The sequence below is a fragment of the Roseibium suaedae genome (genome assembly GCF_900142725.1).
Lineage (GTDB): Bacteria > Pseudomonadota > Alphaproteobacteria > Rhizobiales > Stappiaceae > Roseibium > Roseibium suaedae.
The window spans coordinates 1,521,154-1,547,607 of the sequence record NZ_FRBW01000001.1 but is presented as its reverse complement, the minus strand read 5'-3'; the positions used below and the strand labels follow the sequence as shown (position 1 = coordinate 1,547,607).

Below are 26,454 nucleotides of genomic sequence, written 5' to 3'. Positions count from 1 at the left end.
GAATAAGAAACGGGAGGCGCTGTTGCTGCAGATTTGGCCAGGAGTTGCGACCATCAACGTTCAACCGCAACCAGGCACTGCGCATACCTTCCCCATTCATTTGGCTACGCCATCACTCTGGCTGAAGCGCATCTTCCCAATCGATCTCCTGCCGCGAAAACACTCCGCCCAGTAATGGCAAGCGGTCAGTGAGGTTCGGCGCTGTGGGGGCGTGGCAGTAGGAGGGAATGCGTAAAGCCGAACTGCGCCTCGATAGTCAGGGGCACCAATCAGGTCACCTGTGCGCTTCGGTCTTAATGGGCCGATGCCCTCTCCAACTGAGAAGAACGCTCCGAAAATGGAGCACTGCAATGGGTTGCAACAAATGCCGGGATTGCTCTTTGAGCAATAGGATGCTGCTCGACTTTTGCATGTTGGTAGACGACGAGGTCGCAGACAAAGCGCGGAAGGCCCTTGAGCTGAGCGTCTATGCCGAAGCTATCGGAGCAACCGAGGCCGCGGCGAAGTTTCGAACGATCGGCATGCTGCTTGGCAGAGCGAGGTTGATCAACGATCTCCTGGAACGAGAGAAGCTCAGGGCAAAGCGCCCGCGGCTCCCTACCCGCCGAACCTAGCCCCCAAAATTTGACAAACTAATTGGTTGTGTATTTCTATATACACAACCAATTTTGAAAGCCGCTTTCGCCTGCCTAGTATCGTTTCAGAAGGAAGCCTCTCTATGCCCTGCCTTGAGTACAAGATTTGTCATCGCATGAGCTTCAAGCTCAATGACTTCGCAGTTGATCTGGCAAACGAATTTGATGAAGTGGCGGCAACAGCGAGGGATCTAGCAGCCTATGCAAGCTCTATTGGAGCAGGAGGCGCCGCTGTGAAACTCAGAGCGCTTGATCGCCAATTTGCGCGATGTGCGTCCCTTGCTGAAGATCTGGGCGAAGAGAAGTTCCCGGCTCGGCAGTCTAGACATCGAAAGAAGTTGGCAGAGGGAGAGAAGCCGTCCTCCCATCCGAAAGAGGATGTCTACTACCTCACAGGAAGAGAGGTTGTTTCAATCGAAGATATTGAGGTGATTGAGCGGTTTCTGATCGCATGTCAGACTGACAGCAGCTAGAAGGAGCAAATAGACGCAGAATGGGCGGCGCCCCGGTGCGACTAAGCACCGGGGCGCGAAGGCTTATTTACATCCCTTCGAAGCTTTCGCCAATTCCATCGCCTGCACCTTGCCTTTCGAAGCGGCGACCATCCCTTCCTTGTCTCCGCCAGTCACCGACGAAACAGGAACGCCAACAAGGAAAACGCCAAAGGCATCACCATTGGCAGCCTGGTTCTGCTCACTGCTCAACCGGGCAAGCGTCACGCGCTCTTCCGCCAGGTTCTTCTCGATTTCAAAGCAAGAAAGATTGGTATAGGCGGCCATGGGAATATCAACTGGCACGATGGCGTCAGGACGCTTAGCACAAGATGACAAAACGAGCGCAGCTGCAGCCGCGCACAAGAATGTACTTTTCATATAAGGTGCTCCCCAGCACTACCAAAGGTTACAAAAATCTCTTTAAGTTAGCTAAGTTAGTTTTGCTAATGTTTTTTGGCATGAAAGCAATGAAAGATCGTACGACCTTACACCTCAAAAAGCTTATTTCTCAAACACTTATACAGGGATAAATGCCCGAATCATTCATCGCGAGACCACTAGAAAACCTATTGTGTCTTTAGTTGGCTGCTCCTTAGCCTATGAAATCTTCCGTAGCAGGATCAATGCCCACCGAACAATATCAAGTCTCTCTGTGGAACTCGATAGATTCTGGTGAGTTTTCACTATCCAGCCATCTTCGGATCTTTAGTGGCAGTGATAGGGTTGACTACCTGCATGGCAGCACTGCCCACGTGGGCTGTCTTTCCGACAACCACCTCCATGGGCGAATGACGTCGATGTCGCGGCCAGTATCGATGCCACCATTACATAGAAAAAAAATATACTTTTCATAATACCTCCCCAACATTATTAAGCTCCCAAAATTAATAGACACGCACAGCGAGAGGTGCGCAAGCGTAAATGCAAATCGAGTGATGGCAGAATATTGAGATCATTGAGTGAGCAATGTTCACTGAATAATATTTGGCAGCTAAGTCGCATGACAGCTATGAGAGTGAAAACGGTTTCCATGAGCGTGAACCATCCGGCCTCCTCGCCCAGACTCAACGAACACACGTTCTCAGCAGTTCAACGTGCCGTTCCCGACATTCGCGCCATCGACATCTTTTCAGGGATCGGAACCCTCTCCCGAGAGCAACTTTGCGGAATGATCGCGATGACAGAATCCGTCGACGGATTGTCTCTGGCGGTCGGAGCCGTCGATGCCGTTCGCGACCGCATCGGTCTTGGCCGAGAAGAAACCGCGACGAGCCTGCAGGTGACGCGGACCCATCTTTTAAATTCTAGCATCCCGGACGCCTCTTTAAGGTTTCGTCTTCTGGTCCGCATTTCAGAGGGGCTGGATATTCCCTCATCCCCTCCCCTTTCCATCAAGCACGCGATCAAATCCGCATCAGCCTTAGCAGTGCGAACATCCGAACGCCTCAGCCCGGGGGTACGGCAGCGTCGTCATGCGGAAGAGGAACCTGTGCGCGGCGCGGATCTGAAATCGCGTATCGGCGGCGCCGCTTCCTATATCCGAAACTCCTTTGCACGAATGGCGAGCCACTCGATTCCAATGCCGTTTCCGGAGATCGTCGCAGAGGAGCTCATGGCGTTCTTCGCGGATACCGAGATGGTCGAGGCCGCCGTTCGAAACGCTGATCCTGAAATCGCAAAAGCTCTCCGCAAGGGCCATGAATCCGCCATGGCGGCCATAGCGACCGGCGGCGGCTGGGCCACATTCGCCCTCGTGGTCGCCAACGCCGGGTTCGCTCCTTATATTCTGGCGGCGCAAGCGAGCGCTTTCATCCCTCTGGTCGGCGGCCCCACCCTCGTTTCCCTGTTGGCCACCCTGGTAAATCCGCTGACAGTCATGGTCGGCGTATCGACTATCGCCTGGCTCAGCATGGGAAAAGGCGCGCAAATCGTGCGCAGTCAGATCGCCGCACGTTTAACGGTTCTCCTGTCGGCTTCCGGGTCGGGAAATCGTGATGCTGGTCTAGAGACCTTCCTTTCAGACATGCGCATTCTCGGAGGCCTTGACGACGGGGACGTCTTCTGGCTGCAGGAAAAGGACCTTCTTGCTCTGCGCGAGCGCACGGCCAAATTGGACGGCTGGATGCGATCTCCAATGCCGCGCGCTGCGATAGCGCCCCCTGGACGCTGGAACGTCCGACCAACTGGCCCCGACGTTTCCGACGGTCTTTTTGTCTTCGGCCTTAGCGCCGGAGAAATGATCTGGCATTCGCTAGCGATGGATCCCAAGGTACTTCAGGCCGCCGACTTCTCTCGCAAGGCTGATCTCGCCGATCCTCTCGATTTTGCGGCCAACGTCCACGAGTTTACCAGCGCTGGTGCTGGGATCGCGTTGCGCGGATATACCGCCGAGCGTCTCGTGTACGATCGCCTCGTTGCAGACGGGCACGCAGTCTCCTTCCCGGAGGCCAGCAACCAACAAGGCTTCGATCTGCTCGTCGACGGGGCCGAGATTCAGGTGAAGTGTGGTAAAAGCATTTCGATCCTGTCCGAGCATTTCGAGAAGAACCCCGACATTCCCGTGATCGCCAATGCGGCGCTTGTGGAGGCGGCACGGGCGCACGGAGAGCCATGGGCGCCCATGGTCACGACCCTTCCCGGCTTCGACCTCCCCACCGTCGAGGATATGCTCTCTGAAACGCTTGGACACGCAGCCGATCTTGCCGACCCGGATATACTGGAGTTCGCTCTGTCTATCGGTTTGCTGCGCGGCGGCCTTGAAGTAGCCCGCGGGCGCATTCCTATGGGAGACCTCCCCGCGTGGATGATGATTGACGGGGCCTCTCGCGGCTTGTTGGGCGCAGTCGGAACCAAGGTCGGTGCGTGGGTTGGGCTTGTTTCCATCGGGGCGGCCGGAGCCATTGTGCTCGCACCAGTTTTCGGCAGCGCTGCAATTATGGCCAATGGAACGGTCAAGAATGCCGTCCAGTCCGGCCTCATGCGCGATTGGATCGCTCGAATGTCTGCCGCCGCAGACGATCTCCACGGCGATCTGACCGAAGCCTGTGACCGCCGCATTGCTTGCCTGCAAGCCCGCAATATCGAACTCGAAGCAAACCTGGGCGGATCCGATCTAGAACGATGGATGGCAATCCGCGCTTCGGACGATCTCATCGCCGCGGTGGAAGACCGCCTTCTGCTCGAGACCAGAGCACCCAAGACGGAAGCCGGATGCGCAGAGCTTCTCATTCTGGCTGCGGATGTTGCTCCTGCAGATGCCTTAGCTCTCGCAAGCTCGCACCTACTTCAAACTGTGCTCTTCGAGAAGCCCGGGCTCAACGAAGTCTTGATGGGGAACGGTGGCAGGAGCGTGAAGCGGTTTGCTACAGATTTGGCGAAGGCAATGATCCGCAATGTGAATAACCACTAGAAATGAAGACGCCTCCTTACCTAAATTTACGGTAAGGGGCCTTTATTGGCAAAGGCAGTTTCTGACCGGCTCCCCAGGACAGCTCCTGAAGAACTACTCTGTGTTCTCCATTGCAACAGACCGAGACATGGGCTTGGAAGAGGTACGGTTGCAATAGAAAGGCAAGCTTTGGGGCCGAGAGGGGACTTTCAGACTCCGCTAGAAAAGTCATTGAAGCGGACGTTCGCGCGGAGCAAAGTCGCGGTGGGTTTCGGCCCGGAGCTGCCCCTCGTTAGCCGGACGGGTGTTGCAGCGCAACGTCACCGGAACAGTCATTCGCTGCACCTGCGAGGACAGACCTGGGCAGATAGTCTATGACCGTTATTCGCAGGATGACAGACTTTCCGAGTTCCTCAATTCCATTTCTGCATCCTGCAGTCGCTGCCGGATCGTGGCGACTAACTCATCGCCACCTTCACTTCGGAAGTCTCGCATCACCGCAGCGACTGCACTCATTACCCGAGCAACTGTACCGTTGAACTCCTGATCCATTTCCAACTGCCCTGGTTGCATCAGATTGCGCCCTGATATCTTGGCGATACGCTCGCTTGGAGTTGGGTGCGTCTCAAGGCTAGCTGTGCCTTCGTCAACTGAATCTTCAAACTCGCGAAGGACCTCAATAGCGAGCAGCATCAGTGATGCACCTGCTCCGGTCCTCGTGTAAGGATTTGGGAGAAGCGGAAACGGCTCGAACTCGAGCCGCTCACAGACCTTCACGGCAAACGCATCCGCCTCAAACTCCTGCACCTTTGGATCATCATCGACATTGCGATGGCCCAAGGCATGATGACCAAACTCATGCGCGACGGTGAAATACTCCATCGCCCAAGCGACCTGTTCGAAATATTGGAACTCTGTCGGCGATGAAGGACGAAAGGGTACGAGAACATTTGTGCCAGTCCCAGAGAAGGACACAAAAATCTGAAACCAATAGAGAACGAGATCGGTATGTTTTAGAAGCTGTTCTCGATCGTTCGTAGGCTCCGCCCCTTTGGAAGTCCAATGTACCAGATCAGCGAAAAGCGTGCGAGTGTACGCCCGTGCCACCAGACCGCACCATCTAAATAGGTATGAGCTAACCGAGAGTATTCCTTGATCAGTCATGATCACATTGGTGAGTGATGCCGAGACACCTGCCTTCGGATCGATTGCGATCTCGACCTTTTCGTGCGAAGTCTCACCGGCTTCAGAAATCGCCATTCGAACACGGTCGGAGAGAAACCTTAATCGGAACTCAAGGCCGGGCCCAACCCCAGGGCTGTTGACGTACTCCAACTCGCCGTGGGAACTCTCTGCTTCCCTGAACTGTGCAATTTGCTTTTCCGTCCAACCAGCTTCCTTTAGCGCTTGGGCAATTAGCTCGCGCTGCCCGGCCTCGCCTTCTTCATTTGGCTCATACATAGTTGCATTTAGATCCGCAGACGCCCTAGTGAATATCTGCGACCAGAGATCCCTGGCAGCATCGTTTTGCTGCGTCATTCAAGAACCTTCAGAACCTCAGTGCCTCGCATCAAAACGACACGTCTTACGTGGTCGCTAATATCTGCGACCGAATGGTCAACACAGAGTTCAACAACGCGTTCTCGTCTACTGCGCCGTTCCCGCCAATACGAATAAGGATAATCTGAAACACGGGCGAAAATAGTCTCGTCACGCGGATGCGGCATTGGTTTGGTACAGCCGCTGTTGATCGGACAGAGCCAGATCGAATCTCGATATGCGTCAATCAGGGACCTCGTATCGACTTCAAGAACATCGTGCTCCTGGTCTCGATAGGTTCTGGCATTTGTCAACTTGTGGAGACGTTTCTCCGAAAGCCAGAAGAAGGTCTTAGTGTTGAGCAACTCATACCAATCCGTCGGAGAGAGGCGATCAGGCAAAGCCCTTTTAAGGCCTGCGTCGCTCATCGGTATCTGGTCGCGCACAACGGCTCGGGGAAGACCGCTACCTGTCACTTCAACGCTCTTCGGTCGATGCCGGCTTTCGATCTCAGTACGAATTGGAGGCTGGATGGCGTAGTGGTCCAAGAGGGCACTGGTGCTCAGCAGGCCATATTGCTTGATCGAGTCCCACGAACCCCGCTCGGCCATATGGTACAGAATCGGACAATTGGTAATCAGTTCTTCAAGTTCCGCCTCAGTCACCATGCTCTCCGATCAACGACGTTTCGCCAATTAAAATCCGTCGACAGCAGCGAGACCGGTCGACCCGATATTCTTTCAATCTCCTCAACGAAGCTGATTGTTTCCTGTGAAAGCTGCTCAAAGCGAAACGCCTTTCGATTATTCACGTCGAAATAGTCGACAAATGTTAGCGCGATGTCCGTCGGGCCATTTAGCTGGACGGAGTCACGAAACTGAACCCAGTCGAATTCCGCTATCCTCCGCGGCCTGTCGGTGGTTGTAGTCCGCTCGTTCTTCTCAAGTTCCTCAAGTGGTATGCCACTGCGCCGATGGATTTCGGCCATGTCGACCTCATGCGCCATTGGCCCCGATGGCCCGCCAACCCTGATCGGATAGGTGCGACAAACCATAATGATCTTACGAACGTTCGAAGGCGCGATACCGGCATCGGCCAGACAGCCGGAAACGGTGGTATCCCTTGTCGTAACATGAGGATAGTCGCCATGATGAAGGCTTAGGCCAGTACCCTGCGTGCCCTCGAGCAATATCCGTTGGCCAGCCACTATCGCGCCTGCCAATATCTGACGCGCGCTTCCCAAGTATGGCTGGAGTACCTCGCAATCACGGGCTAGGAACGCTGCTCTCTCTTCCTTGTAGTCAGATCGGCCTGTCATTTTGCGCGCGGAAGCGATGCCAACGCCCTGCGCGGTAGAACTGATGCTGCCGAATCGCTTTGCTTCCTCTTCACGGTCCGCGTCAGTGATGATCATTGCGCGCGGATCGATCGTCAGCCTCTCGGCATCGATCTTGTGTTCAGCGATCTCTTCAAGAAGCTTCTTGGGATAGATCACAGCGCCTGGTCCGAGGAGCAGCTTCGCGTTCGGGGCGCGCTGTGTGCCAGAAGGTAAATGATAGTATTTTTCTGGCCTCGGCTCTGCATAAACTTGGTGGCCGGCATTGGGACCGCCAACGCGCACCAAGAGATCATATTCCGGCGCGATGTGGCCAACGATGTTCCCTTTGCCTTCGCTTCCAAACTGTCCGCCAATCAGAACATCGACCAGGGCATCGTTCGACCGCGGATAGAGATTGAGGAGCGCAGTGGCCCGAACGAGGACAGCTTCCTCGCTGCACCGGTCTGTTGAAACGACAATGTCTGCGACCTCTGCGAGCTGTTCGATCTGGCGTTCAGTCCGATTGCGCTTCAGCTCGTCGTAGGAGATCGCTTCATCGTCTTCCTTGCTTCGTGCTTCATACCGCTTGCGCAGTTCTTCGTCAGTGGCGGTTAGGTGGATGTGATGAACTTCAGCGCCGTACGCTCGCCGGATCGCCTCAATCTGGCCCGGGATACGGACCGAATCGACAACATAGAGGCCCTTCGGCGTCTGGCCAGTCGCATAGTTGTCAATCGCTCGTTGAAGAGCTTCGCCGACCCAAGCACCGCCGTCCTTGTTGTCGAGCTTCTGCCCCGCCAGCTGCAATGCTTTGCGCTCGGGCTTAATCTTGGGGGCCTTTTTGAGAATAAGTTCGCGTGTCTTGATAATCTTCGCGCCGTACCTGTCCTTAAGCAGTCGCACCAAGGCAGACTTGCCGGAACAGATTGGACCGGAAAGTAGTACGATACGAAGTTTTACGCTCCACTCAACCAGTTAGAGTAACTCCAGTTGTACCCGTTTCGGGGGAATGTCGTAGACTGTAACAAATAGGCCGGCACGCACCATAACATAATCAACTATCTCTTCTATCGTTGACCAATCTCCTCCTGCAGAACCGGTACCAATTTTGGGCATATGAATGCTTGCTCCGGTCGACGCTGCATGATCGGCAACTTTTTCAAGGCAAGACTGTAATGCCGAATATCTAATTCGAGGAAAGAGTGATGGTCCAAACCCTTCCTGGCCGATCAGACTTGCAATGGTTATATCCTCGCTCGCTTTCGACAAAATAGCGCGCCCCAGCCGATCATGTTGCGGGATCCGTTTGACTTGCTCAGCATACGCTTCTTCCGCATCCGGGAAACGCTTCGCAATCTTGCGCGCTACTCCGCCACCCCATTTGACGGCCTTGTCGTTCACCAGCTGACAGATAATCTTCTTGCCGCCGTTACGAGGTTCTAGAACATCTCCGTGGAGCAGACGTATTGGGACGTGTTTTTCTTGGACTTCGTCAAATCTGACCAGCCCTGCTACTCTGGGATAAATACTTCCGGGATAGGCCGTCAGCCCGACACATTCGATCTGTGTTGGAGTATCCGTGACCCATCGTTCCACCGCTCGGTCTGTGTGACCAATGGCGGTGCAGCGATACACAATGCTCTCATCGGGAAGCGCCAAACCCGAAAGACGAATCCTCGGAGCAGTCGGTGAACTGACGAAGTAGTCGATCTTGTAATGCCGTCTACCGTTCTCAGAAACAGTTGGTGAAGAAACAAAGATACCGATGGGCTGTTTGGATATTTTCGCCAATCGAATGAGAAAGGCTTCTGCCGAGACATCGTACTCTCGGCGCTGACGCATCAAAGCCTCAATGGGTGGAATATTCGATGTTGCCGACAGGCTGCCAATCGGAAGGACAAATTCAGAAGCTGCCAGATTGCACAGCATTTCCAGCTGCCAATCATCGGGAGTTTTATCGCCACCTCGATTTCGGATCTGCTCCGACCAGTCCGGAAATAGAAGGTGCGCGATTTCATGGGCAATCGAGAACCGCACCCGCTCTCGCGGCTGCTTAGGATTGAACTCGATCTTCGGGCCGCTTTCCGTCGCCACCAGTCGTGCATCGGCGACGCTAGAATTGGCTTCGACCTGCACTTCCAGCATTTCGGCGATGCGTAAGGGATTGAAAGGGGGGCCTTCCCAGCCTTTCTCGCGCGCTTTCAAGACTAGATTGCGGGCAGCTTCTTCGATCGCAAGCAGCGGATCGACGTCTTTCGCAAACGCCTTGACCGAAGCGTTGGTCCATCTGATTGAAGAAGCATCTGACATGTTGGCTCACTAAGAAGAAATTCTGACACGCGGATCGCGTGTTTGCACGTTGCCTTATTTTAGTATTCGAAGAAGAAGGTAATGCAAGGAGGGGAGAATTGGAACATGGCCGCTTGGAGATAACTGCTCCTATCCGGTTGCGTCGAAGGCTATCTCGCACTCACAGCGAAAGCCCACTTCCCGCCCATGCCGTGATTTTGCTGCGCTCTAAACGAACTTCGGATTTCGATATCTATTCTCAAACTCCTGAACGTCTGAATTGGGGTCATAAAGCAAAAAAACAAACCTAGGCCACCTTCCGCAACTTCTCCACCGGCAACCGCACCTTCCGCCCGTCAACTTCAACAGTCGCGTCCTGCCCGATCTTCCGCGGCAAGATAGTAACAGTCGCCGCCTCCCCATCGATCCAGCCGCCATCGATGATGACTTGCTCTCCGACTTCGAACACGATCCGGTTATGACCTTCGCGATGATCAAACATTCCCATGTCCTGGGCGGCCATGAGATCACAGACGCGAGCGCCTGAGACGGGCAGAGGCGCTCCGCTGATGCCGACAAAAGAACCGATGCCGTCGCAGCGGCGGGCAACGCCGAAGGCCATGTTGTCGGGATCCAGGCCGACGAAGACGTAACCGGTGAAGAGCGGCTTCTGAACGTCCTTGGAGCGGCGCTTGCCCTTAATCCATTGCTTCCGACGAACGGTTTGCATGGGGCAGAAGGTTTCAATTCCTGCATGGGTGAGGGATTTGACCGCCCTGCCCTCGCAGCGAGGATTGGTTTTGGCGATGAACCAGATGAGGCTTTCAACGTCTGCCATCAGGAGCGCTCCCCTTCTGTCAGTTCTTTCTCGATGCGGCCAATTGCGAGGCGGACGCCTTTTGCCCAGAGCTTGCGTTCCATCAGATCGGCTTTCACCTCAGCGAGCGACGGCGCGAAGGTGCGCTTGGAAGGCGTTCCATTGACGGGATCGGAGACGATCAAACCCACTTCCACCGGAAATTGCTCGAAGGTCATGGCCAGGGCGGTGATGAAGGCCGCGGGGTTCACGAAGTCCCTGCCCCGGTAGACGCTGACAAGGCGCTCTGCCATCCAGGTGGATTGTTTCAGGTCAGGAGCGTTCCGGGAGGCGAGAATGTCGTCTGCCAGTTGCTTCAAGCTGGAGCGTTTCACCGGATCCAGAGAACGGGTTTTGCTGAAAAGGGTCCGCACGTCCTCCAGCGTCTCCGACACGGTCCTTGAGCTGGTCAATCGCGACGGCCATGGGGTGGCGGGAACTGCTGCCGCCAGAGGCGCGGAAGCCGGATGCCTGTCGGCGCTTGACGGCATTGCCGCACCAGTTGCGCCATGTAGCGTCCCAATCAAGTTTGCAGCCACCTGCCCCGGGTTTTGAAATCCAGTAGTCGCGGAATTGTTCGGCTTCATGTCGCACCTCGTCCGGTGTCATGCCCTTGGCTTGGGCGTCGTCGATGTTTTTGGAAGAAGGAACCCAGTCAGGCGAAAGCCGCGTTCCCTTTTGAGAAACCGCAGGTTTCCTTTTCTTAGGTTCATTGAGAGGTTCAATGAGAGGTTCTGTGTGTCGTGGTGACACCCCCCGGGTATCAGGATGACACCCCCCGGGTGTCACAGTGACACCCTCCCCCGTGTCAGGATGACACCCCTCTTTGGAAGCGGAAGCGTCCTCGCTGTGCCGGTCTTTCACACCTACAAGATGGTAGATGGAGGAGATCTGTTTGCCGTTGTCGAAGCGGTCAGCCTTGGAGAGAAGGCCGCGCTCGCACAGGGCGGCAATGGCGCGGATGACAGTGCTCCGGCTCATGCCGCAGTCGTCGCAAAGGCGGCGGATGGAAGGCCAGCAGGTGTGATCCTCCGACGCCCGGTCGGCTATCGAAAGCAGGATCAGTTTTTGCTTGGCAGGAAGGCCTCTCACCTTCCAGGCCCATAGGGTGGCATCAAGGCTCATCTGGTGCGCTCTTTGTTGATGGCAGACGCCAGTTCATGAACGGCGCTGGCAATGGCATGGAGATCTGCGCGAAGGGTCTTTTCCTCGGCAGCGTCAATGCGCTTGTCCGAGTAAGCCTCAGAGCCGTCATTCACGAGACGGCCAGCAACGGCAGCGAATTTGAGAAGAACGTCCCGGAAGTCTTCAGCCTCCGAGGAAGCAGCAGGCATAAGCACCAGGCCGTGAGACGCGGCCATGGCAGTGAGGAAGCAAGGCTTCTGTGCCGCCTCTTCCAGCCGCAGGAGAAACGACAAGGGACGCTCACGCGGATCGTCCGGCATGTTCGGGCTCTGGAGATTGTGAAGCAGCGTCTTGGAAACACCCATCAGATCCGCAGCAGCCTCAAAGCCGCCAGCCAGTTTGACGCATTCCCGAAAGGCCTGCTTGGCCGCTTTAAGTTCCATGGAAAAATCTCTGCTTTTGTCAGGTGACCGGTGAAACAAGCGTTGGCACCTTCCCCTCATGACCAGGACAGATGTACCAACGTTGAAACTCATCAGGGGGGATGGACCTCTGCCTTCAGGGCATCCCTTGAGAGAGCTGCTGAAGCCGAGGCTTTATGTTGTAGGGGCGGAGCAAAACGACCGGCGGCGCACGGTCAGGCCGCGCGCTTCTGCGCAACGCGAGCCTGCTGAAGCTGAGTGTTGGCCTTGAAAATGGTGAACTCATTTTTCCCTGAGAGTTCAGCCAATAGCCCCCAGTGCTTGGGAGGCACACCGCTACCCAACCACTTGTAGACCGCCCACTTTGTCAGACGTGTCCCCTTCCGGCGGGCACCCGCAGCAACCGACCCCGGCCCGCCACAGTCGTCGATGATCTGCTTGATGGATTCTACCTCAGCCATGTCCTCACTCAAATCAGATTTGGATTTAAATTCCAATAAAGCTATTGGCTTATTTTTCCAACCTGTCAACCCGGAACTGGAATATTCTCCGGGCATGGAGTGGAACGAACGCATCGTCCGGTTACGGAAAGACAGAGGGTATTCGCGCGCCGAATTGGCCCGACGCTCCGGCGTAAGCTATGACAATTTGAACAAGTATGAGCGCGGCGAGGTGGAAAAGCCCCGCGGAAATATCCTTGAGCTAATTGCAGCAGCGCTTGATACGACCGAACAAGAGCTTCTTTACGGAACAGACTTTAGTCCGGCTCAAAAGGCAAAGGCAGGGCTGGCAATCCGTGGGGAGGTTGCCGCCGGGATTTGGCTCGAAGCCGACTTGTTTGAAGCTGAAGCGGTGGAAACATCGACGCTCGTCGGTCACGACATCCGCCACCCCAGCTCTGCGCAATACCTGCTTCGGATCAAAGGTGAGAGTCTCAACAAGATCGCCCAAGACGGCGACTTGATCCTCTGTGTGAACTACCTGGACGCACACATAGAGCCCAAAATCGGGGATCTTGCGGTCGTCGAGAGAAGTCGTGACGGGGGACATACTATTGAACGCACTGCGAAGCGCATTGCCCAGCACAATGGAGTTGTAGAGCTTCGTCCAGAATCAACGGACCCTCGCTTTCAGACGGCAATTGTCTATTCAGACGTTGATTCTGAATCTGCAGAGGTAACAATAAAAGCTAAGATCTTGGGCATATTTAATCAATTAGATTAAATCTAATTAAAAATGCCATTTTCATAAAATTTATTTGAAGAGCTTCAAACTTTCAAAGCTGCCAGAAGACTAATCCACCACGCACTAACTTCGCTTGAGGTTCTACATAGCATTTTCAATGCCGCCACGCACAGTGAGAGCACCCAATCCAACACAGAACTAAAAGTCTCCGGATAGCTCATCGATGCAACAGTTACCATAGCAAAAAAAGCTGCCAGAATAGACATCCAAGCAGTCCAAAAGTATGTATTCTCTGCTTGCTTAGCAGGCCTGTCTACAAGTGCGGAATACTCATCAATTGATAAGAATTTTCGAGTTCTCTCCCTCCATTTATCGCGGAGACCGCGTTGGATCGAAATAAAACACCAACCGCTTTTCGCTGTTGCAACAACATATAAGAACAGGATGACACCAACGGTTGCAGCCACAATGCTAAATGCCTCAACGTCCTTTGCTAAGGTAAGTCGTGCAGCTAGAACACCAACAGCCGCAAACAAAGCACCAGCAACAGACGTAGTCATCTGTCTCGTAAAATCAGCTGCTTTAGATGTTTCGTCAGCTACAGACTTCCGCAAGTCAGCAAGCGCCTGCAAAGCGTCTTTACTAAGCTGATGAAGGCCGATCTGATAAGCATGGCGAGCACTCTCAAGAATACCTCTGAAGCCACTAGCTGTTAACTCGTCTGCAGTCGACGCATTCATTGAGGCGCGAACGATCTCAGCGACCACTAGGCCATGCCGGGTTTCTGCCTCTCGCTTATTTTCGTAAACCCATGTCGCAAGCAAGTGCAATTCACGAAAACTATCGGGCGTTATAGCCAAGGTCACCCCTGGATAACCGACCCTAAGAACCGGCAATCCACGGAACAAAAGTGTTTTGTCCGGCTCGACCTCAGTGCAAAGGATCCGGAGATACACAGAAGCGGCATAACGCCTCCATTCCTCAAAACCGTCATCACCAAAGGGAGCTTCATTAAGGTCTCTCAGGAACCAAAATGACAAATCGGAGGGCACCAAATCGGATGAAGACAGATCCCGTACAAGTCTTTTAGGTTCGGCATCGTAGGCTTGTGGAAGAAAATCAACTACCTCGTCCCAACCACAAACGACTGTAGAGTATAGCTCAAAACGAGTATGACAGCACCCCAAGCGGACAACTCGTGGGGAGATGTCCGATACAACTTTAATTAAACTCTCCTTGAAAAGGAGAAAAACAACACCATCCTCAGTTCCAGGCTTTTCAATAACGAAGCTGAAAGGGGCGTAATCTATATTAAATTCTTGATCATCTCGAATTAAACTTCCGCCATCTTCCGCAGTATAATTCCAAAAGAGCTTTATGAGCTCCGCACGCAGCAACTCTGCTCTATCCGCATCGTTTATAGATAGATAGATAGATTTGGCTGTTTCATTGAATCCGACGCAAGCGCGGGCTGTTACAGCATCATCGATTGCTGCAACCAATTCAGCTGGGAAGCGTCTCGTCTCTGCGGTACTCATCGTTCGTTTTAATCACGATCTCACGACCGCCCCCCTCCAAGGCTCTCTCTATCACAAGCTCGCCCTGATGACCTGTATTAAAACGAACCTCAACCCCCTCGACGGTAACAATTTTACGCCTAGCGCCACGGCGGAAAATTCGCTGATTAGGACGGAATTCGACACCCTGCAGTCGCTGCGCTTTCATTTGTCGACCGACAGCGACCTCAATTTTTTTCTTTGCATCTGCGTCGTCAGGCCGATCTAGCGCTGCAAAGACAGCATCCACAACAGCTTCCTGACCAACCAGTTCACGACCTCGCAGCGCATCATTCACCCGACTTAAAGCCTGCGGAACATCGCTATCGGGTAATATCTCCTTACAAAGCGATAGAGTTTTTCTGATTGCCTCTTGCAAACCCTGACTCAATTGCTCGTCGCTACGCTCACGCGTAACATCAAGGAAAGTCTCGAAATAGTGCGTCAGGTCGGGCGCCTTCTTGGACCGATCAGACGCTGATAGCTCACTTTGAACAATACCATTTTCCACTCTCGCGACGCAGAGTTTTTGAACTGCATTCCGGTCTGCCACAAATGCCTGAACAATCGAGCGAAGCCCCGCCCTCCCTTCCTTTTCAATTAGCTCCACAGCTTCCCGGTAGTCATACTTGATAAGGCACACGAAAGATGTTTCAGGCTTACTACAGCTCAGAAGGATGACAAAAAACGCACCGTCTGCAGTATTTCCAGCATGAGCCTTCGCGAACAATCTCGAAAGCTCATATGCATGCGACACAAATTCATCATCTTGGGAGATTATTTTTGATATTATTGATTTTGTATTCGACTCATCAGCAAATCTATGAACCGGACTAGTAGAACTAGAAAGAATTCTCTTAATAAAGAACGAAGGAGCTTCGTCTATTGGCAGCTCGTCCTGTTTCTCAACGGTCTCCCCCTCCTCGAGTTCTCCAACTACGTGTAAAATCATTCGAGAAATCCGAAGACTACCAGCTTCTTCTTCTGTAAAAATTGTCACTTCCCCCCCCAACGACAAGCTGTTTCAGAATGCGATCCTTGCCATCCATGAATTCTCGGAAGCTTGAGACGATGCGCAATCGTTTTGGCACGTTGGCAACAAAGATCAATTATTGCAGTTTAGAAAATGCACAACCGCATTTGATGGAATTCAAGTTGGCTGTAGCCGCATCATTTTAAAACTTTAAGACGATTCTCATTCTGCCAAAAGACTAAATTAATGCGCGTATTTTGCATCAGCATGCCTTGCCTGCTCTGACGGTAAAAACGTCTAACGAGCTAATTCGGCAACCTTGCCCCAGCGACTCACTATCAGTTCTACAGATTGGATTTTTTTTCCATTTTGTATTGACGTCTCTCATTATTGGATTTAAATTCCAATTCACCAACGGAGAGACGACATGCCTTACAACCCCTTCGCCGCCGAAATCGAAACCACCCTTGAGATCCGCGCCAACGGCATCCGCATTGCAGAGGTGGATAGCACCCTTCACCTGATCGAAGACGCTGAGACCATCTACAGCGTTGAAGCGATCCAGATTGATGAGCTTGGCGGCGAAAAGTCTGTGATGATGACCTCCCGCGATCCGAAGTCCTCGCTCTTCTGGCACTTCCTTGAACAGTGCTCCGAAAAGTCCAACCGCGAGCATCTGGTGTCCTGCTTCCTGCAGGCAGCCGCAGAAGCCTCCTACCAGCTGGAGGCCGCGTAATGCGGGAGGCACTGACCAAGGGCGCGACCACCCGCGCCCGCAAAATCTCCTTCATCGAAGGCTTTGGCACCCGTGCCCTGACCGAGGCAGTTGCCGCCGCCTTCCAGCATCACGGCACGGACTGGCTGACGGATGAGCAGCTTGAGGAGATCACCTCCCGCCAGCTTGCAGACTTCCGCAGCACCGCCCGCCGCCACCGGCACAACCGGGCAATTCTGAAGGAGCGGGCCAATGGGTAAGGGCTGGTCCTCTCCTGACACGGCAGCGCTTGCGGTTCTGGTGGTTTTTGTCGCCGCGCTTCCGGCCTTGATGCTCACGTCTTTCTGATCGGTCGGCGGGTCTCCGTTCCGCTGTCCTGCCAGGCTGGTTCTCCTCCCGCCAGCCGGGCGCCCCTCTCCCCCTTGATCAGCCTGCCAAAGCGCCGACAGAGAGCGGCGTTTCGATGGACTGACTCTGAAGCAAAGGAACCGGCAATGTCTGCTGTTCAGAAACTGGAAGCCCCGGCGCCATTTGAAGGCGTGGCTCACGCCCAGAGCGCCCAGGCAATGGCGCTTGTCGATCTGATCCAGAAGGCGGCTTCCAATCCGGAAATCGATCTGGACCGGATGGAGCGCCTGTTTGAAATGCGCGAGCGCGTTCTGGCTCAGGAAGCCAAGCGCTCCTTCTTCACCGCCATGAAGGCCGCTCAGGCAGAAATGCCGGTCGTTCTGAAGAACGCCTCCAATGATCACACCCGATCCCGCTATGCCACCTATGACCAGGTGTCCAAGGCCATGCAGCCGGTCATTTCCAAGCACGGCTTCTCCCTGACCTTCAGCACGGAACCGTCCCAGATCCCCGGCCACCTTCGCGTGATCTGCGAATGCGCCCATGAGGACGGTCATTCCAAGATCGAAGCTGCAGATCTGCCCTATGACGCTGCAGGCGCTCAGGGCAAGGCAAACAAGACCGGCGTTCAAGCCTATGGCTCAACGGTCAGCTACGCCCGCCGCTATCTCAAGTGCATGATCTTCGACGTGGCCGTGGGGGAAGACGACACGGACGGCAATCCCGCCGACATGCTCGACGCGCACCAGATCCGGCAGATCAAGGAAGCGCTCGCAGCACCAGGGCAGAACGCCGACGACTTCCTCGCCTTCATGGCCGTTGAAGCCGTCGAGGACATTCCCGCTTCCAAGTTCAAATTCGCTCTTGATGCGATCAAAGCCAAGGGACGCGCCCAATGATCGAGATCTTCGACTTCGAGCAGAACTCCCCGGAATGGTACGCCGCCCGCTGCGGAATCCCGACCGCCAGCCGCTTTGAGGACATTATCAAGAAAGGCCGCGGAGACGCGCCAAGCGCTATGCGCCGCACCTACATGCTGGAGCTGGCAGGCGAAGCCATCACGGGCGAGCCAACCCCCGGCTTCACCGGCAACGCTCACACTGAACGCGGCCACCGGCTGGAGGAAGATGTGCGCAAGATCTACGCCTTCTCCAGGGGTGTCAGTTTGACACCCGTCGGCTTCGTCCGGAACGGGATGAAGGGCTGCTCCCCTGACAGCTTCGTTGGATCGGACGGAATGCTGGAGATCAAGAGCAAGCTTCCCAAGCTGGCGATTGACTGCATCGACAAGGATATCTTCCCCGAAGAGCACAAGGCCCAATGTCAGGGCGGCCTATGGGTCTGTGAGCGGGAATGGATCGATATCGCCGTCTACTGGCCCGGCCTGCCGCTTTTCATCAAACGGGCGCACCGCGATGAAAAGTACATCGCCACGATGGCGGAGAAGGTCGACGCCTTCAACGAGGAGCTGGACAAGCTTGTCGACAGGATCCGCGCCTATGGAATGGCTGCTTGAGCGAAGCGCTTGAGCAGCTTCGCCAAGCGCACACCCGCGACGAACTAGCCACCGTTTACCGCATCGTCGCGGCACTGAGCAAAACCCAACCACCAGAGTTTTCTGCCGAATGGAACCGGGCTTTCAAGCACCGGGCGGCTGAACTCGGCCTGGAGTTCAAGAAATGACCGAAGCTCTCTCCTACCGTTGGACGGGTGCCGCGATGATCCCGGCGCCCCAATGCCTGGAGCGCTGCCAGCTCATGTTTGAGATCGGCAGCCACTACAGCCTGGAAGCCCCTAAGAGCCGCACCAAGGACAGCCACCGGCACTATTTCGCCTGCGTGAACGCCGCCTGGCAGAACCTGCCCGAAGATCAGATCCAGCGCTTCCCCTCTCCGGAGCACCTGCGCAAGTGGGCTTTGGTTCACAGCGGCTATGCCGACGAAACCACAGTTGTCTGCGACAGCCAGGAAGCGGCTCTGAAGGTCGCAGCTCTTGCCCGCAAGCTGGATGGATATGCCGTCATCACCTGCCGGGATTGCACCGTCCGCACCTTCACCGCCCGCGCTCAGACAGAGCAGGAAATGGACGCCCGCGAGTTCCAGAAATCCAAGGAAGCCGTTCTCTCCACCCTCGCCCGCCTGATCGGCGCGGATCCTGTTGAACTCTCCAAAGCCGTGAGGATTGCAGCATGAAGGATATCGTTTTGTACCCGGGCACCAAGACCCGGAAGCCGATCATCATCAAGACTTGCCAGGTCACGCGCCGCAAAGCCGAGTCCGTCCTGGAGAGCATGGGCAAAGCCGGATACTCGCCTTACACCCAAATCACCCTCGCCCGGGTCGATGCTCTGTCCGGGAACAAAAGACCATGAGAGAGCCAGCACCCGCCCCGCCGAAGGGCTTCCGCCCTCATATGCCGATCAAGACCAAGCTTGAAGCCGTCCTGATCAATGGCCCTGTCTTCGACAGCGAAGGCCACAAGGTCTGCAAGCTGGAGGATCTCGATTTCGATCATCAGCCCCCGCTTCAAATGCGAGTGTGGAATGTCGAGGCACAGGACACAGACCCTCCGGCCAATGACCCTTTCTACATAGTTCCGATGGTAAGGGCTCAGCATCGAACCAAAACCGCCAAACGGGACATTCCGGAAATCGCAAAGACCCGGCACCTATCGGCAAAGCAAGCTGATTTCGTCCGGTCGATCACCACACGGCAGTGCGGCGACAAGCGAAAACCCTCCGGATCGATCCCGTCCCGGCCATTCCCAAAGAGGAAGAAGACCAGATGACCGACCTTACACGCATCCGCTTCATGGCAGAACAGCGCCTTCCGGTTACCGGCAAGGATGTCATGGCTCTCCTCGAGCTCATCGATCAGCTGAAAGCAGAGAACGAAATCCTCTCCAACCAGTTCGGACAGGATCTCCGGGGCATCATCGATAAAATCGAACGGGGGCCCCGCAATGCAAGAGCAGCCTAAAGCACTCTCAGACGCTCGCCCGCCTTCGTATTGGGTCAAGCAGTTTGAGGAAAAGGGAACTCTGATTTCAGAGCGGGCGCTTAGATCCAAAGCCCGGGCAATCAACGCCTATCTGAAATTCGGCAGAGCCATTCTTCTTACCCCGCAGCACATTGACTTGATATTTGAGGCCGAGAAATGCCACTCGAAATATACCAGCGCGGAAGGAAATTCTGGATCCGTGGACGAACTGATGGCATCGACGGTTACGTCAATCGAAGCCTTGGAACATCTGACGAAACAGTCGCAAGGGCTAAGCTCGCCACAATCGAAAGCAAAGCGCGGAAACGCGCGATCCTCGGAGATGACGCGCCAAAGGAAAAGGACGAGCTGACCTTCTCCGGGGCAGTCATGCTCTATCCGGCCAAGCCTGCTGAGGCCAAGTTCCTGATGAAGGTAATCCCAGAGATCGGGAACATGAAGGTGAAGGACATTACCCCTCGCCTTGTCCGTGAACTGGGAAAGAAACTCTATCCGATGGCAGCCTGTGACACATGGCGCCGCCAGGTAGTGACCCCAGTTTGCGCAGTGATCAATCTAGCGCATCAGGAAGTTGGCTCTCCCACCATCCGCGTGAAGTCCTACAGCGCCAAGGAGCGCGAAACACAAGACGCCATACGCGGGAAGCAGAGCAGGCAGGAAAAGACGCCCGGGTCTTGGGCATGGATTGACGCCTTCCGGTCTGAGGCAAACCGCTATCTTGGCGCCCTCGCCCTCTTCATGTTCACGACAGGCTCACGCATCGGCCAGGCAGTCCTGATCGAACCGGCTCACCTTGATCTCAAGAACCACCGGCTCTGGCTCCCTGCATCAAAGGGGCACCCGGCACAATGGCTCAGCCTGACCACTGAAATGGAGGCGGAAATCGCGAAACTACCAGCTCGCAACAATCGGGTATTTGGATATCAGCAGCGCTGGGGGGTTTATAACGCCTGGAAGACAGCCTGCAAAAACGCTGGCATAGAATACATCGCGCCACACGCAGCAGGACGCCATGGCTTCGGCACAGAGTTGATTGTGCGCCAAGGCCTAAACCCCGTGGATGTTGCCAGAGAAGGCCGGTGGTCTAGCCCACGCCTGCCCCTCGAAACGTATGCGCATGCGGAAGACAGCACGAAAAAAGTTCATGATGCGTTCCAACGCGGCCGAGAAGCTAAATTTACAAAACAGAGACAGAGCTAGGACCGAGAACCTCTTATATAATTGTAAATAAACATGTTTTCACTGTTTTGCATCTGCCCTTCACACGGGAGGGGTCACTGGTTCAATCCCAGTATCGCCCACCATTTTTCCTTACACATCGTTGTAAATTTGGTGCGTGTTGAATTCACCGAACCAGCAGCAAAATCCCAACAGTTGCCCAAACTCTTCATCTGCGGTTTGAACAGCCGTTTTGGTGGAAAATCCTTCTGAGCATTTTTCAGCAAGGCCATACCCAAGACTTGCAAACACACGGAAGTTGGCGCAAGGCCCAAGTTCACTTGATAGACCGCTTAATAATAAAAAATTACTATAAATCAAGTACTTACCATAGTATCCAATCAATATTGGCTATATTTGCAGATCCACCCATCCGCTGAATACAGTTGTCCTGCCAGTCCATCGCTCTGGCTTTCGATATCGATGGACGTCCCTTCTTCCGAAGCCATCTCAAGCCTCATCGTGTCACTAAGGCTCTCAATCATATGGAGAAAATTATGCAAACTGTCATCTATCGGTGAAAAGAACAAAAGGCCTATACTCCCAAATATAAAACTGAGTAATTTAGAAGCATATTGTAAAACCAAACCAATAAAAATGAAAAATAGACAATAAATCACAATTAATAATAAAATATACTAACAAACAAATAAAATAGAATATAATTACCAACCTGGACACAGGCCAACAGAGTGAATCACATGAAAATCAGATACAAGCAAAGATTTAACAGATATGTATTTATTTCATTCCTCATATTATCGATACTACTTACAATATCCTCTGCATTTGAAGCACACAATACAAACTACAGTGCGGAACCGATAATAGTTTCAATTGGAATGCTATCACTTTCATTGCTATTTCTCCTTCATAGCAAGAACACAAACGAAATTGAAATAAATTCAGAAGAACTACATCTAAGATACTTTAGCTCAAATAATTGCCTATTAGACATAAAGTTAAAGAGAGCAGACGCAACAGAAGACGTAGTTATAAAAAAATACGAGATAGATAGAATTATTATCAACAAAATACCAGCGACACTCAGACACAGCACCCTTTTCATAAAAGACAACAACATTTGCATCAGCAAGCTATACTGGAAGTTGAGGTGATAAATTGAGTATTTATGGCGCGATGGTGGCAGAGATTACAGCAACAGCCCTCACCACATGGGGAGGGAGAGCGGCAGGCCCAGTATCGCCCACCATTTTCGTCAAAACTCGTGCTCTGAAACGCAGTCCCCTTCCGGGAGAGCGAACTGCGCGTTTGCACCTGTCTTCCGCAAGAAGCAGCCCTTATCCAGCTTTACCGCGCAGAAACCTGCGGAAACACCTTTGAAACCGGCAAAGACCGTCTCCCCATCCCTGGCGCCCTGCTAGACTTGCCATGATTCCGCTCCGTCCGAGAGAGCGGCCAGAGACCAGAGCAAGGCAGGACCCATGGCGCCCAAGGCTGCAGCCAATCCGATGATGGAGAAGATGCACAAGGCGCTTGCCCTGCAAAAGGCGGGCGACTTCGCCAAGGCGCAGAAGCTCTACAAGCTGGTCCTGAAGAAGCTGCCGGACAACGCGGATGCCAATCATCTTTACGGCGTCAGCTTCCGCCAGCTCGGTGATCCGCATTCGGCGATCAAATACATCGAAAAGGCGATTGCCCTCTCCCCCAAACAGGGGGTCTTCTATTCCAATCTCGCCCGCGCCCACAGCGACATCGTCAGTTCGGGCCCCGAGGTCATTCTCGAAAACGCCGAGAAGGCGCTGGCACTGAACCCGAACATCGTCGAAGCCTATAACCTGAAGGCCATCGCCCTGACCAAGCTGGAGCGGCCCGAGGAAGCGGAAGAGGTCTTCAAGTTCCTCATCAGCCGCGTGCCCAACTATGCGGATGCCAACAGCAACTACGGCCTGCTCTTGCGCGACCAGAAGCGCTTCAAGGAAGCCGTCGAGTTCTTCGACGCTGCCGTCCGCCTCGACCCGAAAAATCCGGAAAACTATGTTCAGCGAGCCAGGGCTCGGCTGGAACTTGTGGAGTTTGAGGCTTGCGAAAGTGAGCTGGAGGCGGCGCTCAAACTCTTTCCCGATCGCGACGATCTCAGCCATGAGATGGCCCGTGTGCTCTTCAAGATGGGCGAGGCATTGAGAGCCCTGCCCTTCATCGAAACCGCGGCGACCGCCAAACCATCCGATCCGCATCGTCAGGTCACTCTGGGGGTGGTCTATCAGGCGATTGGCCGCTTCGCAGAATCGGTCGACTGTTTCAAGACTGCGATGAAGCTGGCAGACATGAACCTGCCGACTGCGGACTGGAACCTCTCGCTTTCCTATTTCGCCATGGGCGATTTTGAAAACGGCTGGCGATATGCCGATGCCAGGTTCCGGGACAAGATCGCTTCCGTTCTATGCCGCGAGTTTGACGTTCCCGAATGGGATGGCAGCGCCATCCCGGACAAGTCCCTGATGGTCTGGACGGACCAGGGGATCGGCGACGTCCTGCGAAACGTCTCCATGCTGAAAGAGGCGCAAGGGCTTTCAGGCCACTTGATCGCAGAAGTTCCGGTAAAGCTGCAAAAGCTGGTCCAGTCGAATTTCCCCGGCATTACGGTCCGCCCGGGCAAGTTCAACCACCTGACCAAGCAGCAGGAAGCCCATGACTATGACCTGCAGTGCTGCATGGCGGATCTGGGCAAATACTTCCGCCGGAATGCTGGGGACTTCAAGAAAGCCGAACACCCCTACCTCGGCTTCGACAAGGGCCTTGCCCGCGAATACATGGCCCGCATTCCAAACCCGGAAGGCAAGCCGATTGTCGGGATCTCCTGGCGCTCGAAGGCACTCGCCACTTGGCGGGCCCGTTGGTACCTGAGCATCCTTCAGCTCTCACCGGTCCTGCGCACCCCCGACGTCATCTTCGTCAACCTGCAATATGCTGCGCTTCAAAAGGAGCTGCTGTGGGCAAGGGATGCCCTGGGGGTCGAGATTCATGACTGGGATGACATCGACCTGATGGATGACCTGAACGCCGCCGCAGCCTTGACCGCCTGCGTTGATCTGGTGGTGACCGCCAACAGCAGTGTCGGCGATCTGGCAGGCGCCCTGGCTGTGCCCTGCTGGCGCTTTGGCTCCATCAACAGCGTCGTGCTGATGGGCCAGCAGAATCCGCCGTGGTTCTCCAACACGACCTACTACCGCATACAGCCCGATGAACGCTCAAGCGACATCGTTCCACGGCTGCTGGTCGATCTGGAAAACTGGGCCAAGACCTCAACACCGGATGAGCGCCTGAAGCGTTTGGGGCTTTGAGCGCGCATCCGGCGGGATGGACAGGATAGTCTGGCGAAAGACCTCAGATGCCTGAGAACATCCGCTGGTGGAAGCCGCGGGTCGTGGACCGGCAGATCTCGAACTGCCCTGCCATCCTGGCTTTCTGATCCGGACGCTCTGCAAGCACCTGCAGGATCTTGGAGGCAATCGCCTCCGCGCCGCCTGCGGCTGCATCGGTCTGGTTGGACAGCCAATTGTCCAGCATGCCGACTTCTTCCAGAAAGAAGCCGACCTTGTCATGGCTTCCAAGGCCAAGGACCGGCGTGTTCATGCCAAACGGCACGATGGTCGCATGGCCACGCATCCCGATTGCCAGATCCATCTGGCGGTAGGCATCAGCCAGGAAACCGACCTGGGTCAGGGACGGCGGATAGATATAACTGGCGTCGTCTTCCAGATTGATGACACGCTCGCCGAGCCTTTCCTGGAACATCGGCCAGACATCGCTGTCGATCCGCTCTTCCAGATGCGGCAGGAAATAGACCTGAAGGTCAGGGTGCTTTTCCGCAACAGCCTCGAAAGCTCCGCACATGGCATCAACCAGCTGCGCTCTGGTTTGCTCCCAGGGCTCGGCAAACCGGAAATGCGGCCGGTCACCCGCCCAGTTGATGCCGATCTTGAGGCTGCCGTTCTTTGCCTTGGGCAAGGTAAAAGGCACCGGCGGCACATACATGCCAGGATCGGGAATAACCTCGATCCGCTCTGCATCCAGCCCACCGCGGATCAACGCGCGTTTGGTGCCCTGGTTCCGCACAGAAAAGAGGAATGCCTTGTCCTGCACCGCCTTGAGATGCTGCATGGCGATGGGAAGCAGCTTGAGCTGATCGAAATGAAATGCGTTGTACCCGATCGCATAGACCGCGAGCGGCACCTTGATGCGCTCGAGATCTTCCAGGGTGATGTCGAACTGCCAGCCCGAACGGCTGGAATCCTCCGGCCGGTGGAAGATCAATCCGCCACCGCCAACCACCATCAGGTCGCAAGTCGCATTGATGTGATCGATCAGGTCCGGATGGAACCGGGTCTTCTGCGAATGGATCTGCAGAAACTCGAGCGGTTCTCCGGCATCAGCGGAAAACACAGCCATCTCGCCAGCCTGCAGGGCAAAATCTCCGAAGTTCCGGCCCCAGGCACCCACATGTGCAATTCTCATTCAATATTCCTCAGGGTTCAGCAGGCTTCGGTCCAGGTCCACGTCCGGGGACTGCATGAGATGCTGCGCAATGGTGAAGTCGTCGTATGAATTGATATCCATGGAATGCAGACGATCCATGACGAAGGCCCGCGCATCCGGTGTGTGATAGGTCCGATGCTGTTTAAGATGCTGCGGCGAGGCGATGTAGATGCTGCCGTTTACGCCATAGATCGGCTTGACGTCCTGACGCTGGATGTTGAGATCATCCGCAGGGAAAGCTGGCACAAGGGTCTCCCCTTCGATCCAGCGCAAACTGATCATCGAGGTTGTCAGGTGATAGACGGAAATCACCGGCTTTGAGGGATCCTGCTGATAGGCCGAGAGGGCATTCTCGATATGCCAGGACCGGCGCAGCGGCGCGGTCGGCAGCAGCATCATCACCGCATCGGGAGTACGTCCCTGCTGTTCCAGCCAATCGATTGCGTGAAGCACGACATGAATGGCGTGGACATGATCCTGGGCAAGATCGGAAGGGCGCTCGAAGGGAACCGTCGCTCCCCAGCTCCGGGCCGTCTCAGCAATCTGCTCGTCATCCGTGGACACAATGACATCATCGATGCCTGCCACGGACTTTGCAGCCTCGATCGTCCAGGCAATGAGCGGCCGTCCAGCGAGCTGCTTGAGATTTTTGCCCGGGACGCCCTTGGAACCTCCACGGGCCGGTACAATAGCGACGCAAGTCATTGATTTTGCTGTTCAGCCCCCTTGAACCCCTGAGATGCGCGCATGTCCTGTCCGGAACGCGGGAGACAGGAAAGGCCGTCAAACCCGCATTGGGCACGATTCCCAAGCGTCAGTATCTTTTAACTCTTTGCCCACAAAGGCAATGTGCCCCCTGACAGTTAAACGCCTATCAACAATTCGATGCGCCGT

At 54.7% G+C, this 26,454-nt stretch carries 29 protein-coding genes; 15 read left to right on the top strand and 14 right to left on the bottom strand.

What is annotated here, in order from left to right:
* The first annotated feature begins 751 nt into the window (after positions 1–751).
* On the top strand, positions 752–1,108 hold the full coding sequence (locus BUA94_RS06940; RefSeq protein WP_139251033.1) for a hypothetical protein: 357 nt from the start codon (positions 752–754) through the stop codon (positions 1,106–1,108).
* Between the two features lie 63 nt (positions 1,109–1,171).
* Here BUA94_RS06940 and BUA94_RS06935 read toward each other — a convergent pair whose 3' ends face one another.
* Positions 1,172–1,507: a hypothetical protein gene (locus tag BUA94_RS06935; RefSeq protein ID WP_073010485.1), complete on the bottom strand. Its 336-nt coding sequence runs from the start codon at positions 1,505–1,507 to the stop codon at positions 1,172–1,174.
* A 652-nt stretch (positions 1,508–2,159) separates the two neighbouring features.
* Here BUA94_RS06935 and BUA94_RS06930 point away from each other — a divergent pair.
* Complete coding sequence (locus tag BUA94_RS06930; protein WP_073010482.1) at positions 2,160–4,538, top strand: hypothetical protein; 2,379 nt, start codon at positions 2,160–2,162, stop codon at positions 4,536–4,538.
* 360 nt (positions 4,539–4,898) lie between these two features.
* On the opposite strand, the gene BUA94_RS06925 is transcribed toward BUA94_RS06930, so the two are convergent.
* The 9 genes from BUA94_RS06925 to BUA94_RS06880 all read right to left on the bottom strand — a co-directional run bounded on the left by BUA94_RS06925 (position 4,899) and on the right by BUA94_RS06880 (position 12,527).
* Complete coding sequence (locus BUA94_RS06925; RefSeq protein WP_073010479.1) at positions 4,899–6,056, bottom strand: M48 family metalloprotease; 1,158 nt, start codon at positions 6,054–6,056, stop codon at positions 4,899–4,901.
* Positions 6,053–6,721, bottom strand: a complete 669-nt coding sequence (locus tag BUA94_RS06920) for a DUF7002 family protein (RefSeq protein ID WP_084081836.1) — start codon at positions 6,719–6,721, stop codon at positions 6,053–6,055. Before BUA94_RS06920 ends, BUA94_RS06925 begins: the two co-directional genes overlap by 4 nt.
* Positions 6,718–8,322 (bottom strand): adenylosuccinate synthetase, encoded by a 1,605-nt coding sequence (locus tag BUA94_RS06915; RefSeq protein ID WP_268877513.1) that lies wholly within the window; start codon positions 8,320–8,322, stop codon positions 6,718–6,720. Before BUA94_RS06915 ends, BUA94_RS06920 begins: the two co-directional genes overlap by 4 nt.
* Before the next feature lie 27 nt (positions 8,323–8,349).
* The gene (locus BUA94_RS23085; protein ID WP_084081738.1) at positions 8,350–9,684 is read right to left on the bottom strand and encodes a macro domain-containing protein; all 1,335 of its coding nucleotides are present in this window, start codon (positions 9,682–9,684) and stop codon (positions 8,350–8,352) included.
* 286 nt (positions 9,685–9,970) lie between these two features.
* Positions 9,971–10,501, bottom strand: coding sequence for a transcription termination/antitermination NusG family protein (locus BUA94_RS06900; protein ID WP_073010470.1), 531 nt, complete (start codon positions 10,499–10,501; stop codon positions 9,971–9,973).
* On the bottom strand, positions 10,501–10,839 hold the full coding sequence (locus BUA94_RS06895) for a hypothetical protein (RefSeq protein ID WP_139251032.1): 339 nt from the start codon (positions 10,837–10,839) through the stop codon (positions 10,501–10,503). The genes BUA94_RS06900 and BUA94_RS06895 overlap by 1 nt, the downstream gene beginning before the upstream one ends.
* Entirely contained in the window at positions 10,793–11,644 is an 852-nt protein-coding gene (locus BUA94_RS06890; RefSeq protein WP_073010464.1) for a helix-turn-helix domain-containing protein, read from the bottom strand. The genes BUA94_RS06895 and BUA94_RS06890 overlap by 47 nt, the downstream gene beginning before the upstream one ends.
* Positions 11,641–12,087 carry a phage regulatory CII family protein gene (locus tag BUA94_RS06885; RefSeq protein ID WP_073010461.1) on the bottom strand — a complete coding sequence of 149 codons (447 nt, stop codon included), beginning with the start codon at positions 12,085–12,087 and terminating at the stop codon, positions 11,641–11,643. The genes BUA94_RS06890 and BUA94_RS06885 overlap by 4 nt, the downstream gene beginning before the upstream one ends.
* Before the next feature lie 194 nt (positions 12,088–12,281).
* The gene (locus BUA94_RS06880; protein WP_073010458.1) at positions 12,282–12,527 is read right to left on the bottom strand and encodes a hypothetical protein; all 246 of its coding nucleotides are present in this window, start codon (positions 12,525–12,527) and stop codon (positions 12,282–12,284) included.
* Between BUA94_RS06880 and BUA94_RS06875 the strand changes: the two genes are divergently transcribed.
* On the top strand, positions 12,526–13,290 hold the full coding sequence (locus BUA94_RS06875; protein WP_175558006.1) for a helix-turn-helix domain-containing protein: 765 nt from the start codon (positions 12,526–12,528) through the stop codon (positions 13,288–13,290). The genes BUA94_RS06880 and BUA94_RS06875 overlap by 2 nt on opposite strands.
* A 44-nt stretch (positions 13,291–13,334) precedes the next feature.
* Here BUA94_RS06875 and BUA94_RS06870 read toward each other — a convergent pair whose 3' ends face one another.
* Entirely contained in the window at positions 13,335–14,789 is a 1,455-nt protein-coding gene (locus BUA94_RS06870; protein WP_139251031.1) for a hypothetical protein, read from the bottom strand.
* Entirely contained in the window at positions 14,755–15,807 is a 1,053-nt protein-coding gene (locus tag BUA94_RS06865; RefSeq protein WP_139251030.1) for a nucleoid-associated protein, read from the bottom strand. Before BUA94_RS06865 ends, BUA94_RS06870 begins: the two co-directional genes overlap by 35 nt.
* A gap of 400 nt (positions 15,808–16,207) precedes the next feature.
* Between BUA94_RS06865 and BUA94_RS06860 the strand changes: the two genes are divergently transcribed.
* The 12 genes from BUA94_RS06860 to BUA94_RS06815 all read left to right on the top strand — a co-directional run bounded on the left by BUA94_RS06860 (position 16,208) and on the right by BUA94_RS06815 (position 24,365).
* Complete coding sequence (locus BUA94_RS06860; RefSeq protein WP_073010445.1) at positions 16,208–16,516, top strand: hypothetical protein; 309 nt, start codon at positions 16,208–16,210, stop codon at positions 16,514–16,516.
* Complete coding sequence (locus tag BUA94_RS06855) at positions 16,516–16,755, top strand: hypothetical protein (RefSeq protein ID WP_073010442.1); 240 nt, start codon at positions 16,516–16,518, stop codon at positions 16,753–16,755. Before BUA94_RS06860 ends, BUA94_RS06855 begins: the two co-directional genes overlap by 1 nt.
* Positions 16,748–16,843 carry an archaellin/type IV pilin N-terminal domain-containing protein gene (locus tag BUA94_RS23925; RefSeq protein ID WP_139251029.1) on the top strand — a complete coding sequence of 32 codons (96 nt, stop codon included), beginning with the start codon at positions 16,748–16,750 and terminating at the stop codon, positions 16,841–16,843. Before BUA94_RS06855 ends, BUA94_RS23925 begins: the two co-directional genes overlap by 8 nt.
* Positions 16,844–16,989: 146 nt before the next feature.
* Complete coding sequence (locus BUA94_RS06850; protein ID WP_073010440.1) at positions 16,990–17,742, top strand: ERF family protein; 753 nt, start codon at positions 16,990–16,992, stop codon at positions 17,740–17,742.
* Positions 17,739–18,359, top strand: a complete 621-nt coding sequence (locus BUA94_RS06845; RefSeq protein WP_073010438.1) for a lambda exonuclease family protein — start codon at positions 17,739–17,741, stop codon at positions 18,357–18,359. Before BUA94_RS06850 ends, BUA94_RS06845 begins: the two co-directional genes overlap by 4 nt.
* Positions 18,356–18,526, top strand: a complete 171-nt coding sequence (locus BUA94_RS23555; protein ID WP_175558005.1) for a hypothetical protein — start codon at positions 18,356–18,358, stop codon at positions 18,524–18,526. Before BUA94_RS06845 ends, BUA94_RS23555 begins: the two co-directional genes overlap by 4 nt.
* On the top strand, positions 18,523–19,035 hold the full coding sequence (locus BUA94_RS06840; protein WP_073010436.1) for a hypothetical protein: 513 nt from the start codon (positions 18,523–18,525) through the stop codon (positions 19,033–19,035). The genes BUA94_RS23555 and BUA94_RS06840 overlap by 4 nt, the downstream gene beginning before the upstream one ends.
* Positions 19,032–19,214: a hypothetical protein gene (locus BUA94_RS06835; protein ID WP_073010434.1), complete on the top strand. Its 183-nt coding sequence runs from the start codon at positions 19,032–19,034 to the stop codon at positions 19,212–19,214. Before BUA94_RS06840 ends, BUA94_RS06835 begins: the two co-directional genes overlap by 4 nt.
* Positions 19,211–19,630 carry a hypothetical protein gene (locus BUA94_RS06830; RefSeq protein ID WP_139251028.1) on the top strand — a complete coding sequence of 140 codons (420 nt, stop codon included), beginning with the start codon at positions 19,211–19,213 and terminating at the stop codon, positions 19,628–19,630. Before BUA94_RS06835 ends, BUA94_RS06830 begins: the two co-directional genes overlap by 4 nt.
* Positions 19,627–19,821 carry a hypothetical protein gene (locus tag BUA94_RS06825; protein WP_073010430.1) on the top strand — a complete coding sequence of 65 codons (195 nt, stop codon included), beginning with the start codon at positions 19,627–19,629 and terminating at the stop codon, positions 19,819–19,821. The genes BUA94_RS06830 and BUA94_RS06825 overlap by 4 nt, the downstream gene beginning before the upstream one ends.
* A gap of 177 nt (positions 19,822–19,998) precedes the next feature.
* Complete coding sequence (locus BUA94_RS06820) at positions 19,999–21,042, top strand: tyrosine-type recombinase/integrase (RefSeq protein ID WP_073010428.1); 1,044 nt, start codon at positions 19,999–20,001, stop codon at positions 21,040–21,042.
* A gap of 1,463 nt (positions 21,043–22,505) precedes the next feature.
* The gene (locus BUA94_RS06815; RefSeq protein ID WP_073010426.1) at positions 22,506–24,365 is read left to right on the top strand and encodes a tetratricopeptide repeat protein; all 1,860 of its coding nucleotides are present in this window, start codon (positions 22,506–22,508) and stop codon (positions 24,363–24,365) included.
* Positions 24,366–24,408: 43 nt separating this feature from the next.
* Here BUA94_RS06815 and BUA94_RS06810 read toward each other — a convergent pair whose 3' ends face one another.
* Both BUA94_RS06810 and BUA94_RS06805 read right to left on the bottom strand, forming a co-directional pair.
* Positions 24,409–25,539, bottom strand: coding sequence for a polysaccharide pyruvyl transferase family protein (locus tag BUA94_RS06810; protein ID WP_073010424.1), 1,131 nt, complete (start codon positions 25,537–25,539; stop codon positions 24,409–24,411).
* Complete coding sequence (locus BUA94_RS06805) at positions 25,540–26,265, bottom strand: acylneuraminate cytidylyltransferase family protein (RefSeq protein WP_073010421.1); 726 nt, start codon at positions 26,263–26,265, stop codon at positions 25,540–25,542.
* Positions 26,266–26,454 lie beyond the last annotated feature (189 nt).

What these genes read in the sequence shown, in the direction of transcription:
- BUA94_RS06930 (WP_073010482.1), top strand. Translation starts at nt 2,160, where the DNA reads ATGAGCGTGAACCATCCGGCCTCCTCGCCCAGACTCAACGAACACACG.
- BUA94_RS06890 (WP_073010464.1), bottom strand. Translation starts at nt 11,644, where the DNA reads ATGAGCCTTGATGCCACCCTATGGGCCTGGAAGGTGAGAGGCCTTCCT.
- BUA94_RS06855 (WP_073010442.1), top strand. Translation starts at nt 16,516, where the DNA reads ATGCGGGAGGCACTGACCAAGGGCGCGACCACCCGCGCCCGCAAAATC.
- BUA94_RS06870 (WP_139251031.1), bottom strand. Translation starts at nt 14,789, where the DNA reads ATGAGTACCGCAGAGACGAGACGCTTCCCAGCTGAATTGGTTGCAGCA.
- BUA94_RS06840 (WP_073010436.1), top strand. Translation starts at nt 18,523, where the DNA reads ATGACCGAAGCTCTCTCCTACCGTTGGACGGGTGCCGCGATGATCCCG.
- BUA94_RS06925 (WP_073010479.1), bottom strand. Translation starts at nt 6,056, where the DNA reads ATGACGCAGCAAAACGATGCTGCCAGGGATCTCTGGTCGCAGATATTC.
- BUA94_RS23085 (WP_084081738.1), bottom strand. Translation starts at nt 9,684, where the DNA reads ATGTCAGATGCTTCTTCAATCAGATGGACCAACGCTTCGGTCAAGGCG.
- BUA94_RS06835 (WP_073010434.1), top strand. Translation starts at nt 19,032, where the DNA reads ATGAAGGATATCGTTTTGTACCCGGGCACCAAGACCCGGAAGCCGATC.
- BUA94_RS06830 (WP_139251028.1), top strand. Translation starts at nt 19,211, where the DNA reads ATGAGAGAGCCAGCACCCGCCCCGCCGAAGGGCTTCCGCCCTCATATG.
- BUA94_RS06900 (WP_073010470.1), bottom strand. Translation starts at nt 10,501, where the DNA reads ATGGCAGACGTTGAAAGCCTCATCTGGTTCATCGCCAAAACCAATCCT.
- BUA94_RS06820 (WP_073010428.1), top strand. Translation starts at nt 19,999, where the DNA reads ATGCCACTCGAAATATACCAGCGCGGAAGGAAATTCTGGATCCGTGGA.
- BUA94_RS06885 (WP_073010461.1), bottom strand. Translation starts at nt 12,087, where the DNA reads ATGGAACTTAAAGCGGCCAAGCAGGCCTTTCGGGAATGCGTCAAACTG.
- BUA94_RS06805 (WP_073010421.1), bottom strand. Translation starts at nt 26,265, where the DNA reads ATGACTTGCGTCGCTATTGTACCGGCCCGTGGAGGTTCCAAGGGCGTC.
- BUA94_RS06880 (WP_073010458.1), bottom strand. Translation starts at nt 12,527, where the DNA reads ATGGCTGAGGTAGAATCCATCAAGCAGATCATCGACGACTGTGGCGGG.
- BUA94_RS06935 (WP_073010485.1), bottom strand. Translation starts at nt 1,507, where the DNA reads ATGAAAAGTACATTCTTGTGCGCGGCTGCAGCTGCGCTCGTTTTGTCA.
- BUA94_RS06860 (WP_073010445.1), top strand. Translation starts at nt 16,208, where the DNA reads ATGCCTTACAACCCCTTCGCCGCCGAAATCGAAACCACCCTTGAGATC.
- BUA94_RS23925 (WP_139251029.1), top strand. Translation starts at nt 16,748, where the DNA reads ATGGGTAAGGGCTGGTCCTCTCCTGACACGGCAGCGCTTGCGGTTCTG.
- BUA94_RS06810 (WP_073010424.1), bottom strand. Translation starts at nt 25,539, where the DNA reads ATGAGAATTGCACATGTGGGTGCCTGGGGCCGGAACTTCGGAGATTTT.
- BUA94_RS06875 (WP_175558006.1), top strand. Translation starts at nt 12,526, where the DNA reads ATGTCCTCACTCAAATCAGATTTGGATTTAAATTCCAATAAAGCTATT.
- BUA94_RS06940 (WP_139251033.1), top strand. Translation starts at nt 752, where the DNA reads ATGAGCTTCAAGCTCAATGACTTCGCAGTTGATCTGGCAAACGAATTT.
- BUA94_RS06845 (WP_073010438.1), top strand. Translation starts at nt 17,739, where the DNA reads ATGATCGAGATCTTCGACTTCGAGCAGAACTCCCCGGAATGGTACGCC.
- BUA94_RS06825 (WP_073010430.1), top strand. Translation starts at nt 19,627, where the DNA reads ATGACCGACCTTACACGCATCCGCTTCATGGCAGAACAGCGCCTTCCG.
- BUA94_RS06815 (WP_073010426.1), top strand. Translation starts at nt 22,506, where the DNA reads ATGGCGCCCAAGGCTGCAGCCAATCCGATGATGGAGAAGATGCACAAG.
- BUA94_RS06850 (WP_073010440.1), top strand. Translation starts at nt 16,990, where the DNA reads ATGTCTGCTGTTCAGAAACTGGAAGCCCCGGCGCCATTTGAAGGCGTG.